Source organism: Colwellia sp. BRX8-4 (genome assembly GCF_014077345.1).
Taxonomy (GTDB): domain Bacteria; phylum Pseudomonadota; class Gammaproteobacteria; order Enterobacterales; family Alteromonadaceae; genus Colwellia_A.
In genome coordinates this window covers 81,824-97,466 of the sequence record NZ_JACGVS010000010.1, presented here as the reverse complement: position 1 = coordinate 97,466, position 15,643 = coordinate 81,824, and the positions used below count along the sequence as shown (strand labels likewise).

The window sequence follows — 15,643 nt, the reverse complement described above, 5'->3', positions numbered from 1 at the left end:
TTTATTCCTTTGTTAAAAAGTAGCTGTCTGACTTTATTTTTCCATCAGTAAATAGCGAAAAAACACGATAGCCTGGCCCTTGTCCATTTGAAGCACCAGCGCTTTTATTGGTGTCAAATTGAATCGATGTAGCGGGACAAGTAAATAAGGGAATGGCTGGTGATTGGTCTGAATACAAGGTTAATGCTTGATGCACATGACCACAGGTAATGGCTTTGATACTCGAAAACTTATTAATCGTTTGCCAAAACTCTGCTTGATTTTCTAAACCGTGTTGATCAATAAAATAACCAACATCTAATGGGTGATGATGCATCATCACTAATTGATGTTTTTTATCATCAACGATTGACTCAAATGCAGATAAATCGCTTGGTGTTACCAGACCTTTCGGTGTTTCACTTTTACTATTAAGTAAAACAATTTGCCAATATTTATCATTAAAGACTTTTTCACGATTGAAAGGAGGAACAGATAAATATTTATCCAATAACTCGAGTTCATCATGATTACCCGCCAAATAATAAAAAGGTATCGCTATGTCACTTTCAACAACAGCTTGCACAAAAAGTTGATAAGACTTTTCACTATGGTCTTGAGTTATATCACCGGTGAATACAATAGCATCGACTAAATGCTGATTTTTAATGTCGTCTAAAACACTGACTAAATTATGGTAAACATTAGCACCATGATGCAAACCATCTGTTTGAGAAAACAAATGGCAGTCGCTTATTTGCGCAATTTTAAAAATAGAAGACAAAAGGATTACTCAAAAAGTGATAAGTTGACTTGGCCTAACTTTAAACAAAGTTGCAGCCATTCTTTAAGAAACTGATTAATTTGCTCTTTTTCATCAGGTAAATGCATTTTACTATTAGGATAATCGTAACGAGGTTTAACTTGTTTGATGTCTTGATTACTGATCACCTCAGCCATTCGAGCATCATGATATAAACGGATAATCATTTTGGGACGTAAAATGTGGTCAAATACCGTTTTATTATTGTTATCTTCTCCAGTAACGACTGCTTTTGTCTTAGGCAGTTCTTGGCGAATACTCACCAAGCTGGTGTAGCGAGTAATTTCGAGTATTGTTATCTTGTAAGATAAAAAATCAGAAATAAAAAAACGCCGCTCATCACCAACCGCTTCTTCATCGTTATGACTGGCCAATAAGCGAACTAAAAACATATAGTTAACTTCACAAAGATTCATTAAGGTTGATAATCTTGGCTGATATTTTTTACTTTGCTGTATCATTTACGAAGACCATTTCTGCTGTAGTTGATGAAAGTTATTCTGTAGCCATTGTAACCCAATTATTGTTGCTGCATTGGTGATTTTTCCATTTTCTAACAACGACATGGCTTGTTCTCTTGACATGACATGCAACAAAATATCTTCACTTTCAGTTTCTAAACCGTGCACCCCTGAGACATTTTTGCTATCTATATTAGCAACATATAAATGTATAACTTCGCTCATACCACCAGGACTTGAAAAATACTCCAGCACTTTATCGAGTTGATTAGCATTTAACGTTAAGTCGGCTTCTTCTTTAGCTTCTCGAATAGCAACATCAATAGGCGATTCATCTTGACCAAACATACCGGCGACAAACTCTAATAGCCATGGCGTGTCTCCTTGACCAATAGCGCCAACTCGAAATTGTTCGATTAACACAACACGATCATAGGTCGCATCGTAAGGAATAACGACTACCGCATGACCACGTTCAAAAACTTCGCGCGTTAATACTTTACTTTCGCCACCATCAAATAATCGATGACTAAGTTGATACTCATCCATTTTAAACACACCTTGGTAGCAGGTTTTTTGTTGATAAATAGTGACGTCTTTATTTGAAAACTTTGATGGTTTTGTATTTTTGTTAGGCATTGAGTGGCTTTATTTCCCATATAAAAATTTAAAATAAATGAAGATACTATAATAAAGCGAGCACTAGCATAAAACATTTTGTTACACTAGAATGCATTCGCAAACACTTATTTTATTTAGCTAATTCAAAAATCAAGATACGATAGTATCATAATAATATAGCGTACATGGCACACTCAAAGGAATAGCTCACTCATGAAAAAAACAATTACGGCACTGATCATTGGTTTGGTTTGTGTAACTAATACTACGTTAGTTAACGCTGAAGATTTATTGGGCGTTTATCAACAAGCACAAAAAAATGATCCTACCGTATTGAGATCAAAGGCTTTATTTAACGCATCAAAAGAAGGCATAGATCAAGCCAGAGCTGTTTTATTACCAGAGATCAGTGCTTCAGCTAGCTACACAATGAGTAAAGATCAATTTATTCCAACATCGGATGATGGGCAATCATCAAATAGAACATTGACCAATAAATCTGATACTTTGCGCTATGGCTTGAGTTTAAGTATGTCATTATACAATCATAGTACATGGTTAAGATTAGATAATGCCAAAAAAGCCGCGCACCGCAGTGATGTTTCTTATCAAGCAGCAAAACAAGAATTGATTGTTAGAGTAACGACCGCTTATTTTGATGTTTTAAGTGCTAAAGACGATTTAGATTTTGCTAAAGCTGAGAAAGCGGCTATTGAGCGTCAATTAGAACAGACAAAACAACGTTACTCTGTTGGTCTAAAAGCAGTAACAGACGTGCATGAAGCACAGTCGCAATACGATAATGCCGTTACTTCTGAAATTCGCGCTGAAAACAGTGTTTACACTGCAGAAGAAGCGTTAAGGGTAATTACCAATGTGTATCCAAGAGACTTAAGTGTTTTAAACACTGAACGTTTCAGTACCTCACGCCCTATACCCGACAGTGCAAACGAATGGCAACAAACAGCAGAAGCAAAAAATTTAGATTTAATTAGCCAAAAAATAGCGGTTGATGTTGCTAAAGAAAATATTAATATCGCAAGATCTGGTCATTATCCAACATTAAGTTTATCGGGCAGTTATGGTGCTAGAGATCAAGATAACGAAGTAAACAATGCCACTTTTGAAAACCCTGCTTTAGATAGTCAGTCTATCGGCATAACGTTAAACGTACCTATTTATTCTGGTGGCGCTACGTCAAGTGCTGTTCGCGAAGCACAGAGCAACTATGTTGCTGCCAGCCAAGATTTAGAGTTAACTTATCGTAATGTTGTTCGTAATACACGTAATGCTTACAACACCGTTATTGCTGCTGTTTCGGCAATCAAAGCCCTTGAGCAATCTGTTGTTAGTGCTGATAGTGCATTAAAAGCAACGGAAGCTGGTTTTGAAGTAGGAACTCGTACTATTGTTGATGTGTTAGATAGCACGCGTAATTTATATAACGCAAAACGTAACTTATCATCAACGCGCTATAATTATGTACAATCAATTTTATCGTTAAAACGTGCGGCAGGTACAATCAGTGAGCAAGACTTAATCAACATCAATCAAGGGTTAAGTGCCGCTAAGTAAGCTTATTAAACTTCCTTTGTGAAGTATTAATTGTAGGTTTAAAAGTTATAGATATAAAAAAACCCTGATATTTCAGGGTTTTTTATTGTCTACAACTTTATTGTTATTAACTAAACATAGTTTTTACATCAGTAACCATCTGTTGAAATTCTTCACTTTTCATAAAGTCCACGTCAGGTAAAATACCTTTATTCACATAGCTTTTTAATAACACTTCACAGGTTGATACATTCTTGAAAATACCGTTGTGAATAGCACCTGCACGAATGAAGTCCAAATAATGAGTTTCAGAAGGTAATACCGTTAAATCACTCCAACTGGTTACTAAAGTGACAAATTCATCTGAGAATCCCCACGCTTTAGTCACTTCTCCACCAATATCCGCAGCTAACTTAGCAATAGCTTGCTGTAAAAAAGTCGGGTTAGCGAAAACATCAGGATGATTTTCAGCTTCAGTTAAAATGGGTAAAACACCTATATTATGAACCAGTGCCGCCAATGTTAAGGTGTCTAACGTTAATGATGTGTGTTTATGGTCTTGGATATAAAAAGTCATTAAACTGATGGCAACTGCGGCTACATCGACGGTTTTTTTCCATGACTTTTTCAAATACATTGAAACTATTTCATTTTTTGAAACAAATACTTGCTCTAACGCCATCGCTGTTGCGATACTTTTGATTTGGCGCAAACCAATGCGAGTTACAGCCTGGTTGACTGTTTCAACTTTAACAGAACGTCCTAAAATAACGCTATTCGCTACTTTCAACATACCCAAAGATAAAGCAGGGTCATGACCGATAATATCACTCATTTGTTTTAAGTTAATGTTTGGGTCATCCGCCGCTTGGCGCACTTTCAGTGCTACTTCTGGCAAGGTTGGAAGTACAAGCGCATCTTGTTTAATTTTTTCTACTAAAATTGTATAAAGGGCATTTTCAGTTCCCATAGTCTCACCTTAATTATTATTATCATTTGTCAATTATCAATTGTATTACATTAAAAAGTAGCACAGTTTTTTGCTTATATTATTATTTTAGGTCAAATATTAGTAAATTTTTCAATACTGTATCTTTATTAGACAAATGCTCAAATATTTAAAATTCTAGTTTTTAATCACTTAATATGATTTTCATCAAAGAACCGCCTGATAAGCTGTTTACCTATGACAAACGATGTTTTTATAATACCGCTAATATAAATCATCTATGTTGTTCATTATGCTAAAACCTGAATTATTATCGCCTGCTGGAACCTTAAAAAATATGCGTTATGCTTTTGCTTACGGAGCTGATGCTGTGTACGCAGGGCAACCCCGTTACTCTTTACGGGTGAGAAATAATGAATTCAATTTAGAGAATCTTAAAATTGGTATTAATGAAGCTCATTCCCTAGGTAAAAAGTTTTACTTAGTCAATAATATTGCTGCACATAACAGTAAATTAACAACGTTTATTAAAGATATTACGCCCGTTATAGCAATGCAGCCCGATGCCCTGATCATGTCTGATCCCGGCCTTATCATGATGGTACGGGAAAAATTCCCTGATATGCCAATTCATCTATCTGTGCAAGCTAATGCGGTTAATTGGGCAACCGTAAAGTTTTGGTATCAACAAGGTGTTGAGCGCGTTATTTTATCACGTGAATTATCGCTTGATGAAATTGAAGAGATTCGTTTTCGATGCCCTGAAATGGAATTAGAAGTTTTTGTTCATGGTGCTTTATGCATGGCATATTCTGGTCGTTGCTTGTTGTCTGGTTACATTAATAAACGCGACCCAAATCAAGGAACATGTACAAATGCTTGTCGTTGGAAATATGATAGCCACCAAGCAAAAGAAAACGAAACCGGTGATATAATAGCGGTACAGCCAGACATTAAAGTAAAACCAGAACTATTTATCCCTGATTCAGCTAAAATCATTATTCCAGAGCAACAACCAATTGAGGATATTATTTTATTGCAAGAGCAAGGTCGACCCGGTGAATATATGCCAGCATTTGAAGATGAGCACGGTACTTATATAATGAATTCAAAGGATTTACGTGCCGTTGAACATGTAGAACGTTTAATAAAAATAGGCGTGCATTCATTAAAAATTGAAGGTCGAACTAAATCATTTTATTACTGTGCTCGAACAGCACAAATTTATGGCCAAGCTATTTCTGATGCTTTAAGTAATAAACCTTTTAATCAAAATTTAAATACCGATTTAGAACATCTTGCTCACCGAGGTTATACCCAAGGTTTCTTAAAACGTCACCGCCATAGTGACACACAAAATTCTGATTACGGTTATTCAAAAAGTGATACTCAGCAATTTGTTGGTGAAATATTAGGCCGCAACGAAATAACAGGTTTAGTAGAAATAGAAGTAAAAAATAAATTTCTAGTCGGTGACCGTTTAGAGTTAATGACACCGCTAGGTAATACATCTTTTGTTTTATCTCATATGGAGAACGCCAAAGGTGAAGTTATTATTGACGCAAAAGGGTCCGGTCATAAAGTATCAATTTCGTTAGTAACTGAGCACGATTTAACTTTTGGTATTATTATGCGCTACCTTAATGAAGGTGGCACAACACGCCAACCGTTTACACAAAATCAAGTAGCGTAATAGGGCCATGGCACTGATTATAGAAGATGCATGTATTAACTGTGATATGTGTGATCTAGAATGTCCTAATGAGGCCATTGCATTGGGTAGCATGATTTATGAAATTGACGTGGATAAATGTACTGAATGTGTTGGCCATTATGACAAGCCGACTTGTATTAGCGTTTGTCCTATTGATTGTATCAAAAAAGATCCAAAGCATAATGAAAATGAGCAAACGTTATTAGCTAAATTTATCGCTATGCATGGTTAACAGCACCTACTACGACTGAAACAATAACGTGCAATTGCTCAGTCGATTAAGTTTGTATTTAGACAGATATAGCGGCTTTTATATGAGCGTGGCATTGATAATTCACTAATTCAAAGTCTTCAAAAGTAAAATCAAAAATACTTTTTATCTCAGGATTAATTTTCATAGTTGGCAAAGGTAGCGGAGTGCGACTTAGTTGTTCATCAACTTGTTCCATATGGTTTGAGTATAAATGAGCATCTCCGAAAGTATGAACAAAATCACCTAGCTCTAAATCACAGACTTGGGCGATCATCATGGTAAATAGTGCATAACTTGCAATATTAAAGGGTACACCTAGAAAGATGTCGGCACTGCGTTGATATAATTGACACGACAGCTTGCCATTGAGTACATAGAATTGAAAAAGCGTATGGCACGGGGGTAATGCTTGCTTGCCCTGTGCAGCATTCTCTGCAGGGCTTATAGATGTATCAGGTAATAATGCAGGATTCCAAGCGGTAATAATATGACGTCGTGAATCTGGGTTATTTTTTAAATCATCAATCAATTGTGTAAGTTGATCAATTGTTTCGCCATTGGCTGATGGCCAATTACGCCACTGTACTCCATATACAGGCCCTAGTTCGCCCGACTCTGTTGCCCAAGCATCCCAAATTTTAACGCCATTCTCACTTAAGTAAGCAATATTAGACTCACCTTTAATAAACCATAATAATTCATGAATAATTGATTTTAGATGACATTTTTTAGTGGTGACCAGTGGAAAGCCTTTTGCTAAGTCAAAACGCATTTGATAACCAAAAATACTTTTGGTGCCTGTACCTGTGCGGTCTGATTTTTGTACGCCGTTATCACGAACATGTCGCATGAGATCTAAATATTCTTTCACTGTCTTTCCTTCTCTAAAAAATTTTAATTTTAAACAAACGCTATTGTACTAACTTAATATCATTTTAACTGCTACTAGCATCAAAAATATCGCAAATGCTTTCTTGATAGTACCAACCGGTAGCTTACTCGCCGCTTTAACACCTATTGGGGCAAAAAGAGAAGACGTAATAATGATACCAAGCAAGGCAGGTAAATAAACATAGCCTAAGCTATATTTGGGTAAATTCTCTTCTCCCCAACCAGCAATCACATAGCCGCTAACACCAAATATGGCCACAACCATACCACTGACCGTGGCAACACCAATACATTGGCGTAGAGGGACTTTAAAGTAACTTAATATCGGGACTAGAATAGCACCACCAGCAATGCCCATTAGACTTGCTAAAATACCAGTAAAAAAGCCAATACCTTTAACAATGATATTTTTGGGTAGTTTTTCATCATCATTGTGATTAATTAATTTATTTTTCTTCGCTCGATTTATAGCAATAAACATATAAGACGAAAGTAAAAAAACAGCAATAGCAAAAGTATTTTTTAGTGCAACAACAGAAAGCATATCAGCAATAAATCCGCCAAGTAACGATCCTAATGCAATCGCCATCATGAGTTGCTTAGCAAGTGGCCAAGGTATATTGCTATTACGGTGATGAGCTAACGCCGCGGAAAGTGAAGTAACAACAATAGTGGCTAACGAGGTCGCAAGCGCCATTGGCATAACTAAGTTCGGTTCAATCCCTAGCTGCGGTAATAAATACACCAAAGCGGGTACAATTATCAACCCGCCACCTATGCCTAAAAGACCAGCAGAGAAACCGACCACTGAGCCGAGTAACACGCAAATTAGAAAGATACTTAATAACATTGTTTACTGCTTTTTAAGTTAAATTAACCGGATACATTACCTACCGGCACGTACGAAACTACTTAAACCGAATTGTTCAAGTTGTTCATTTAAATAACTGTGTACTTGTTTGGATGTAGAAAGGGTTAACACATGCGCCAACATCATTTTTACTTGATGAAAATCAACATGGCGGATCACCCATTTAATTTTTGCGATATTATGCGCGTTCATACTCAATTTGTCATACCCCATCGCTAATAATAATAAAGCGCCTGCTGGTTCACTGGCTAGCTCGCCGCATAGGCTCAAGGGTACCAATGAGCGAGCTGATTGTTCAGCAATATGGTTAAGCGCTCTTAAAACAGCTGGATGATATGAATTATATAACGCTGATACGCGGGCATTATTTCGGTCAACTGCTAATAAATATTGAGTTAAATCATTACTACCCACCGAAAAGAAATCAACTTTACTGGCTAATTCAGGCAATTGATAAATAATACCTGGCACTTCGATCATTATACCAACTTTTGGACGAGTGAGCTTTTCTTCACCGATAAAATCAAGTTCACCAGACAGTTCATAATAAGCTTGATTGATTAAGCGAGTTGCTTCGTCTACCTCTAAAGTACTTGAAATCATCGGCAACATAATCTCTAAATTATTTAAGCCAACATTCGCTCGCAACATTGCTCGTACTTGTAAGAGAAAAATTTCAGGATGGTCAAGTGTAATGCGAATACCACGCCAACCAAGAAATGGATTATCTTCATTTATCGGAAAATAGGGTAACGACTTGTCACCACCAACATCTAAGGTACGCATAGTTACAGGTTGATCAGGAAAAGCACTTAATACTTGACGATAAAGTTCAGTTTGCTCTGACTCAGAGGGAAAGCAGCTGCGGTTCATAAAAGGAATTTCAGTACGATACAAACCGATCCCTACAGCACCTGAATTTTTTGAATATTCAAACCCTGATGAAAGCCCAGCATTAAGTTGCAACTCAATGGTTTGACCATCTTTGGTAATAGCAGGCAATTGCGCTACTTTTTTAACCTTATCGGCGAGTAATATCTCTTGAGTGATTAAGTGTTGATATTCACGTTGTAAGGCTTCATTAGGCTGAACAAAAAGCTCACCACTAAAGCCATCTACAATACAGTTCTTCTGGTGTAATCGACTAAGCGAAATTTTCTCAATACCCATTACCGCTGGCACACCTAGTGCTCTTGCTAAAATAGCAGCATGAGAATTATTGGAGCCCTGAAGCGAGACTACACCTTTTAAGCCTTGGTGCTGGTATTGTGCAAGCATAGCTGCCGTTACTTCTTCAGCAACTAGTATAAATTCTCGTGGAAGTTGTTGCTCTTTTATATTTAGTTTTTTTAAGTTAAGTAATAATCGATTACCTAAATCGCGTATATCACTGGCCCTTTCACGCAAATAACGGTCATCTAAGGCTTCAAACTGAATAATATAGCTATCAATGATTTGTTTTAAAGCACTTTCAGCAGTCCAACCTGATATTATTTTCTGGGTAACTTCTTTAGTAATATTTGCATTATTTAATAATTGCTTATACATATCGAAAATATCTAAAGTACTCTCCGCAATAATCCCTTGTAACTTACTGGCCATGAAATCAAAATCTATGCGTGTTTTCGCCACGGCTTCTTCAAAAAATTGTAACTCTAGCGTTGGGGTTTTAGTTCGTTGTAAAGAAACAGAAGCTAAACTTACCGCTGGATACACAACAAACATTTCACCAATCATTACCCCTGAGGAGCCAGCAACACCCTGTAATGCTTTAGTCCAATGACTATTAGCATCTTGCTCTGTGATTAACACATTAGCTTCAGCATTGGCCAATGAAGTAGCTAATTGGGCTGATAAGGTAACTAAGAATGCTTCTTCATTTTCGGTAAAATGCCTAGCCTCTTTTTGTTGAATCGCCAGTATGCCCAGCACTTTTCGTCGATGAATGATGGGGGTCCCCAGAAAGGCATTTAATTCGTCTTCCTCAACTTCAGGGGCATGAATAAATTGAGGATGGTTTTGCGCATTAGCAATGTTAAGTGGTTCTTCTCGCTGGCCAACTAAACCGACTAAGCCTTCAGTAAAACCGATGGTTGTTTGACCTAATGAACCTTCTGCCAAACCGTCAGAGGCAACCAATAAAAAATGTTGTTTGAGGTGGTCAGCAAGATAAATTGAACAACAGTCAGTATTCATCGTTTCTTTTATTTGTTCCACCATACGATGTAATGCACTGTCGAGTTCAGCGTTTTGGCTAAATTCTAGAACAATTCTCCGTAGGATAGTTAACATACGGCTCCTTAAATAAAAATGCCCGTTCACTTTAAGATATAGGGTCATCTTTAAGTGATACGGGTATATTATACATTTTGTTTTGTCGTATAAAACTGCTACATAATAATAATCAACTACGACGTTTACGGTTTTGATGGCGATAAGAAGGCATAGACGCCTGAGCAAATTCCTTCATCACTTTACGGTAAACTTCACGTTTAAAAGACACTACCTGACGCACTGGGTACCAGTAACTTACCCAACGCCAATCATCAAACTCTGGATGATCAGAGTGAAGTAAATCAACCGCAGACTCTTCTGAAGTTAGCTTAAGTAAAAACCATTTCTGTTTTTGCCCAATACAAACAGGTTTACTTTCATGCCTAATTAAACGTTTTGGTAATTTATATCTCAACCAGTGTTTGGTCGAAGCAACAATACTGACATGTTCCGGTTTTAATCCCACTTCTTCGTGTAATTCTCGGTACATGGTTTCTTCTGCTGTTTCTCCCTCATCAACCCCCCCTTGTGGATATTGCCACGAGTGTTGACCATAACGCCTAGCCCAAAATACTTGTCCTCTATCATTGATTATGACTATGCCGACATTAGCTCTATAGCCTTCGGCATCTATCAAAGGAATTCCCAATAACTTTCATAAAATATATCTTGATTCTTCCATAATATGGGCTTGCGGGCAATTAATTAATTTTTTATTTTATCTAGACCATAGCGTCAAAAGTTATGAATCTTTATACTGAGTAAAGAAAAGTCACGACTAAAGAGTTTACTCATTAAAATTAATATCCCTACTAACGAAGATGATTTACTAAAAAGAGCGCAAGCGCTTGCTGGACTTAATTTAGCTGAAATAGCTGAACAAGCAGGCGTAGTAGTCCCTGAGAATTTAACGAGAGAAAAAGGTTGGATAGGTCTTTTACTTGAGCAGGTTCTTGGCGCTAGTGCGGGGTCAAAACCTGAACCTGACTTTCCACATTTAGGTATTGAATTAAAATCGTTACCCATTAGCATGCAAGGCAAACCTTTAGAGACAACATTTGTATGTGTTGCACCTTTGACTGGCTTAGTAGGGGCTAGTTGGAAAACCAGCCATATACGCAACAAAATGGCGCGTGTTTTATGGGTACCGGTAATTTCTGAACGACATATACCAATAGGCGAGCGTATAGTTGGCACCCCTTTTATTTGGTCCCCGTCTTATGAAGAAGAACAATTACTCGCCCTAGACTGGCAAGAGCTTACCGATATGATTGTATTAGGTGAAGTAGAAAACATCTCAGGAAAACATGGCCAAGTGTTACAACTTCGCCCCAAAGCGGCCAATAGCCAAGCTAAAACACAAGCCTTTAATAAACACGGCGAGCCCTTTCGAACACTGCCTCGTGGCTTTTATTTAAAAACATCTTTTACACACATGTTATTACGTAATCATTTGCGTATTGATTAACGATATCTGCGGTATTCATATTTCAATTGAAACTTATCTTAAATACACAAACCATCAGGTAATTATTAATTGACTGATTTACTTTAACTACTGAATTTATGAACTTATCTATGCTAAAAAGTAAAATTTAAACTATTGTTACAGGTACTGATCTTATTACTCGTTGATTCATTTCGTTGTTACTGGTTTTGAAAGAATACGTTATAAGGCTTATCTGAAATATACTATGGTCATTCTATGAATAGTCTCCCCCTTAAGCCTTCTTTAATAATCGAGAATATCTCCCGCCTTGAAGGACTGCCATCACAACAAATACATAGTCTGTGTTATTCTCACCGAAAATTTTGGCTAAGCACACCTAATGGATTAGCTATATATGATGGTGAACACGTTGAAATTCTTAATCAACATTCAGGACTTTTAACTCACGGTCAACGTTCAGTTACTTCAAATAGAGATACTATTTTAGCCTGCTCAGATTTAGGCATTTCAATTATAAACGCTGAAACCCATCAATCCATCGTTGATCTTAATACAGTTGACCTTGGCCTTGGTTGGTGCCAATGCGCGATATCTATTGATAACAACCACTATTTATTAGGATGCGCCAAAGGGCTATATCGATGGAATAGCAAGTCAGATGAATTGAACAAAGTAAGCCTTGACGTTTCCGGCGAAGGCGTACTCAGTATTGTTAAAAGCAAAGATCAAACTATTCTTATTCAAATGTCACAGTCAGGCATTTGGGTGTACCAAAATGAAATGATTCGACCTCTTATTAATCAATACACCAAGAGCTTTAACTCGGCGAACCATATTAGTGCATCGACGCAAGGCTTTCTCATTGCTAATAACAAGAGCATCATCATTTTAGATTTTGATTTAAAACTTAAAGAGCATATCCAACTCCCTGATATAGAGTCAATGATTGTCCGTATATTGTTTCCTCATTCAAATCATATGATCATTGCAGAGAAAACCTGTGTATACGAACTAATAAAGCACGATTACATTTGGAAAAAAGGAAAGACGCTATTTACCACCGCAAAAATCACCGATCTTTGTTACGATTCATTCAACAATCTTTGGGCTACTACCGACTTCAGTGGATTAATTAAGTATCCAGCTTTGAATGACTATATTCGAACGTTTGTACCTAAAAAAGCTACATCAATACTAACGCTTCGACTGGCTCAAAATGGACAAGACATTCTTATTGGAGGCACAGGCCATAGTTATTCACTTTCATCGCAAAATGATGCGATACAGAGTGAAATAAGCAGCTTAAAAAACTTAACTTGTTGGGATATTTACCAAGACAAACAGCTAAAAATCTTTGCTGCCTGTAATGAAGGGCTAGCCATCTGTGAAATGACAGATAATTCTTCTGTACAACTTTTTACTGACAAAAACATTGGTGCTGGACGTTGTATTCAGAATATTGGAGAAAATTATCTATATGGCAGTGTTTACGGTTTATTCATATTTTATCCAAGCAGTAAAAAGTTTGAACCTATCAATGATTCATTAGGAAAAACCTTAAGTTATATCTACACAATAGTCCCGAAAGATACAAATAACTATTTTGTTACAACACTTGGTCGAGGACTGTGGATCTATAACACCGATGACAACACGCTCATTTCTGTCGAATTAAAGAATAAATACCTTAACATCTACGATATTAACGTTAATAAAGAGGGTGCATACGCGATAGCAGCTGACAATAAACTATTGTTGATGATTGACTCACAAGTCACCGAAATTTTCGAGTCTAGCGATTCTATCGCAGCCTGGACCTGCCGATGGCACAATCAAGATGAAATACTCATTGGTACTTCGCAAGGTCTGCAGTTGTTTGACATCAATTGTCGGCAACCAAAGTACGTTATTAATAATGTTCCCGAACGTCAGTTTTGGGAGTTTACAACCAGCCGTAGCCTATTGAGGAAAGGTGAAGATAGTTACTGGTGTGGTCTCAATGAAAGCTTAAACGTCATTGAAATACCCAGATTAATTGATACCATACAAGCACCAATACCTGAGATAAAATCTGTTTCGAGCAGTAGCCAATTCCTGCTTGATGGCAATATATTAACCATAGAAGAAGGTAGTTGGAACCTCGACATTATGCTTTGTTCTTATTGGTTGTGGAAAGAAAAAAGCATTAGTTATCACTATCGACTGGTTGGATTTCACGATAATTGGCGAAAAACCAAACACGAACCAATAATGTACTCAGCCCTTCCTTCTGGAGAATATTTACTAGAAGTTCAGGTTAAGTGCGGTTTAGCCCAGTCAAATCAAAAGATCAAACTACTTTTAATAAAAGTGATCAGGAAAGGGACTATTTTTAAGCTTTTAACATGGATAAAAAAAGCCATAGCAACCAGTATCATAAAAATTAAACAGCGCAAAAATTTTTGGAAACTATATGAAAGTCATTTAGAACTAGAGAGGATTGTCGAAAAAAGAACGGCAGATTTGTCAATTGCCAATCAAAAACTGCAGGAGATGAATCTATCATTAGAGCTACTGTCAAACAAAGATCAATTAACTGGAATAAATAACCGTAGGGCCTTTCAAAATTTCGTGGATGAAGAAATAAAAAGAGCAAGCCGAAATAAGTATCACTTTAGTATTCTAATGATAGATATAGATTATTTTAAGCAGTATAACGATAATTATGGCCACTTAGCTGGTGATTTATGCTTAAAGCTGGTTGCACAAAACCTTTTATCTTGCTTGCACCGTAGCGGTGACATTTTGGCTAGATACGGCGGGGAAGAATTTATTATTGCATTACCAGAAATTGACCATCAACAAGCTAAAAATTTTGCCGACCTTTGCATAAAATCCATTAATACATTAGGCATAAACCATGAGCACTCTGCGGTATCATCAAATATTACCATTAGCGTAGGCGTAGTAAATTCACTTGTAGAACCCCTGAAAAATAGGTCTGAACGTATAACGTTCATAACAAAGCTTATTGGCCAAGCCGATGAAAATTTATACTTAGCCAAAAAGCAAGGCAGAAATAGATCCGTTTAAAATAGCTATATTAAAAAACCCTGTTTATCTAGCAAGCTTTCCTCCAAAGCGACTTTAACTTTTTACAGACGGAACAAACCAAATTCCAGGCAAATAAAACCAACTCGAAAGTTGGTTTATTCCTGCTTTTCAGCAAATGTGGTGGGCGCGGCAGGGTTGAACCTGCGACCGGAAGCGGTTAGTTTCGTAGCGACTCTTATATAATCGATCTCTCCAGCAGGTTAGATAAACTATCACTTTATCCTAGGCAAAATCTAGACGAAAAAAAACCAACTCGAAAGTTGGTCTATTTCTGCTTTTCAGCAAATGTGGTGGGCGCGGCAGGAGTCGAACCTGCGATCGGAAGCGGTTAGTTTCGTAGCTGCTATTATATGCTCGGTCTCTCCAGCAGGTTCGATACACTCTCACTTTACTTTAGACGAAAAAAAACCAATCCGAAGATTGGTTTATTTCTGCTTTTCAGCAAATGTGGTGGGCGCGGCAGGAGTGGAACCTGCGATCGGAAGCGGTTAGTTTCGTAGCGACTCTTCTATATAATATTTATTCTAGGCAAAATCTAGACGAAAAAAAACCAACTCGAAAGTTGGTTTATTTCTGCTTTTCAGCAAATGTGGTGGGCGCGGCTGGGTTGAACCTGCGATCGGAAGCGGTTAGTTTCGTAGCTGCTATTATATGCTCGGTCTCTCCAGCAGGTTCGATACACTATCACTTTACTTTAGACGAAAAAAAAC

13 protein-coding genes are annotated in these 15,643 nt (G+C 37.2%); 5 read left to right on the top strand and 8 right to left on the bottom strand.

All coding sequences use genetic code 11. The features are described 5' to 3' along the window. Nucleotide 1 precedes the first annotated feature (1 nt). The 3 genes from H4J56_RS10380 to H4J56_RS10370 are packed head-to-tail and all read right to left on the bottom strand — an operon-like array spanning nt 2 to nt 1,902. Nucleotides 2-763 (bottom strand): metallophosphoesterase, encoded by a 762-nt coding sequence (locus tag H4J56_RS10380; protein ID WP_220465937.1) that lies wholly within the window; start codon nt 761-763, stop codon nt 2-4. A gap of 5 nt (nt 764-768) precedes the next feature. Then, nucleotides 769-1,263: a DUF1249 domain-containing protein gene (locus tag H4J56_RS10375; protein ID WP_182216895.1), complete on the bottom strand. Its 495-nt coding sequence runs from the start codon at nt 1,261-1,263 to the stop codon at nt 769-771. Further along, nucleotides 1,264-1,902, bottom strand: a complete 639-nt coding sequence (locus tag H4J56_RS10370; protein ID WP_182216896.1) for an NUDIX domain-containing protein — start codon at nt 1,900-1,902, stop codon at nt 1,264-1,266. Nucleotides 1,903-2,097: 195 nt separating this feature from the next. On the opposite strand from H4J56_RS10370, the gene tolC reads away from it, so the two are divergent. Further along, the gene (tolC, locus tag H4J56_RS10365) at nt 2,098-3,459 is read left to right on the top strand and encodes an outer membrane channel protein TolC (RefSeq protein ID WP_182216898.1); all 1,362 of its coding nucleotides are present in this window, start codon (nt 2,098-2,100) and stop codon (nt 3,457-3,459) included. A 106-nt stretch (nt 3,460-3,565) separates the two neighbouring features. On the opposite strand, the gene H4J56_RS10360 is transcribed toward tolC, so the two are convergent. Next, nucleotides 3,566-4,408, bottom strand: a complete 843-nt coding sequence (locus H4J56_RS10360; protein ID WP_182216900.1) for an HDOD domain-containing protein — start codon at nt 4,406-4,408, stop codon at nt 3,566-3,568. Between the two features lie 271 nt (nt 4,409-4,679). Between H4J56_RS10360 and yegQ the strand changes: the two genes are divergently transcribed. Together yegQ and H4J56_RS10350 are read left to right on the top strand one after the other, a co-directional pair. Beyond that, nucleotides 4,680-6,080 (top strand): tRNA 5-hydroxyuridine modification protein YegQ, encoded by a 1,401-nt coding sequence (gene yegQ, locus H4J56_RS10355; protein WP_182216901.1) that lies wholly within the window; start codon nt 4,680-4,682, stop codon nt 6,078-6,080. Between the two features lie 7 nt (nt 6,081-6,087). After that, on the top strand, nt 6,088-6,333 hold the full coding sequence (locus tag H4J56_RS10350; protein WP_182216903.1) for a YfhL family 4Fe-4S dicluster ferredoxin: 246 nt from the start codon (nt 6,088-6,090) through the stop codon (nt 6,331-6,333). Between the two features lie 58 nt (nt 6,334-6,391). On the opposite strand, the gene H4J56_RS10345 is transcribed toward H4J56_RS10350, so the two are convergent. The 4 genes from H4J56_RS10345 to rppH all read right to left on the bottom strand — a co-directional run bounded on the left by H4J56_RS10345 (nt 6,392) and on the right by rppH (nt 11,027). Then, a complete protein-coding gene (locus tag H4J56_RS10345; protein WP_182216905.1) occupies nt 6,392-7,225 on the bottom strand; it encodes a thymidylate synthase in 834 nt (277 codons plus the stop codon). Nucleotides 7,226-7,273: 48 nt separating this feature from the next. Then, nucleotides 7,274-8,095, bottom strand: coding sequence for a sulfite exporter TauE/SafE family protein (locus tag H4J56_RS10340; RefSeq protein ID WP_070375985.1), 822 nt, complete (start codon nt 8,093-8,095; stop codon nt 7,274-7,276). A 36-nt stretch (nt 8,096-8,131) separates the two neighbouring features. Next, on the bottom strand, nt 8,132-10,408 hold the full coding sequence (gene ptsP / locus H4J56_RS10335; RefSeq protein ID WP_182216907.1) for a phosphoenolpyruvate--protein phosphotransferase: 2,277 nt from the start codon (nt 10,406-10,408) through the stop codon (nt 8,132-8,134). Nucleotides 10,409-10,520: 112 nt separating this feature from the next. Next, on the bottom strand, nt 10,521-11,027 hold the full coding sequence (rppH, locus tag H4J56_RS10330; protein ID WP_182216909.1) for an RNA pyrophosphohydrolase: 507 nt from the start codon (nt 11,025-11,027) through the stop codon (nt 10,521-10,523). 162 nt (nt 11,028-11,189) lie between these two features. Between rppH and mutH the strand changes: the two genes are divergently transcribed. Both mutH and H4J56_RS10320 read left to right on the top strand, forming a co-directional pair. Then, a complete protein-coding gene (gene mutH / locus H4J56_RS10325) occupies nt 11,190-11,858 on the top strand; it encodes a DNA mismatch repair endonuclease MutH (protein WP_310733524.1) in 669 nt (222 codons plus the stop codon). A 237-nt stretch (nt 11,859-12,095) separates the two neighbouring features. Continuing rightward, nucleotides 12,096-14,912 carry a diguanylate cyclase domain-containing protein gene (locus tag H4J56_RS10320; RefSeq protein WP_182259290.1) on the top strand — a complete coding sequence of 939 codons (2,817 nt, stop codon included), beginning with the start codon at nt 12,096-12,098 and terminating at the stop codon, nt 14,910-14,912. The last annotated feature ends 731 nt before the right edge of the window (nt 14,913-15,643 follow it).

Bases quoted from the DNA above. Each gene is read 5' to 3' on its own strand.
- H4J56_RS10375 (WP_182216895.1), bottom strand. From the start codon at position 1,263: ATGATACAGCAAAGTAAAAAATATCAGCCAAGATTATCAACCTTAATG.
- H4J56_RS10370 (WP_182216896.1), bottom strand. From the start codon at position 1,902: ATGCCTAACAAAAATACAAAACCATCAAAGTTTTCAAATAAAGACGTC.
- tolC (WP_182216898.1), top strand. From the start codon at position 2,098: ATGAAAAAAACAATTACGGCACTGATCATTGGTTTGGTTTGTGTAACT.
- H4J56_RS10360 (WP_182216900.1), bottom strand. From the start codon at position 4,408: ATGGGAACTGAAAATGCCCTTTATACAATTTTAGTAGAAAAAATTAAA.
- yegQ (WP_182216901.1), top strand. From the start codon at position 4,680: ATGCTAAAACCTGAATTATTATCGCCTGCTGGAACCTTAAAAAATATG.
- H4J56_RS10350 (WP_182216903.1), top strand. From the start codon at position 6,088: ATGGCACTGATTATAGAAGATGCATGTATTAACTGTGATATGTGTGAT.
- H4J56_RS10340 (WP_070375985.1), bottom strand. From the start codon at position 8,095: ATGTTATTAAGTATCTTTCTAATTTGCGTGTTACTCGGCTCAGTGGTC.
- ptsP (WP_182216907.1), bottom strand. From the start codon at position 10,408: ATGTTAACTATCCTACGGAGAATTGTTCTAGAATTTAGCCAAAACGCT.
- H4J56_RS10320 (WP_182259290.1), top strand. From the start codon at position 12,096: ATGAATAGTCTCCCCCTTAAGCCTTCTTTAATAATCGAGAATATCTCC.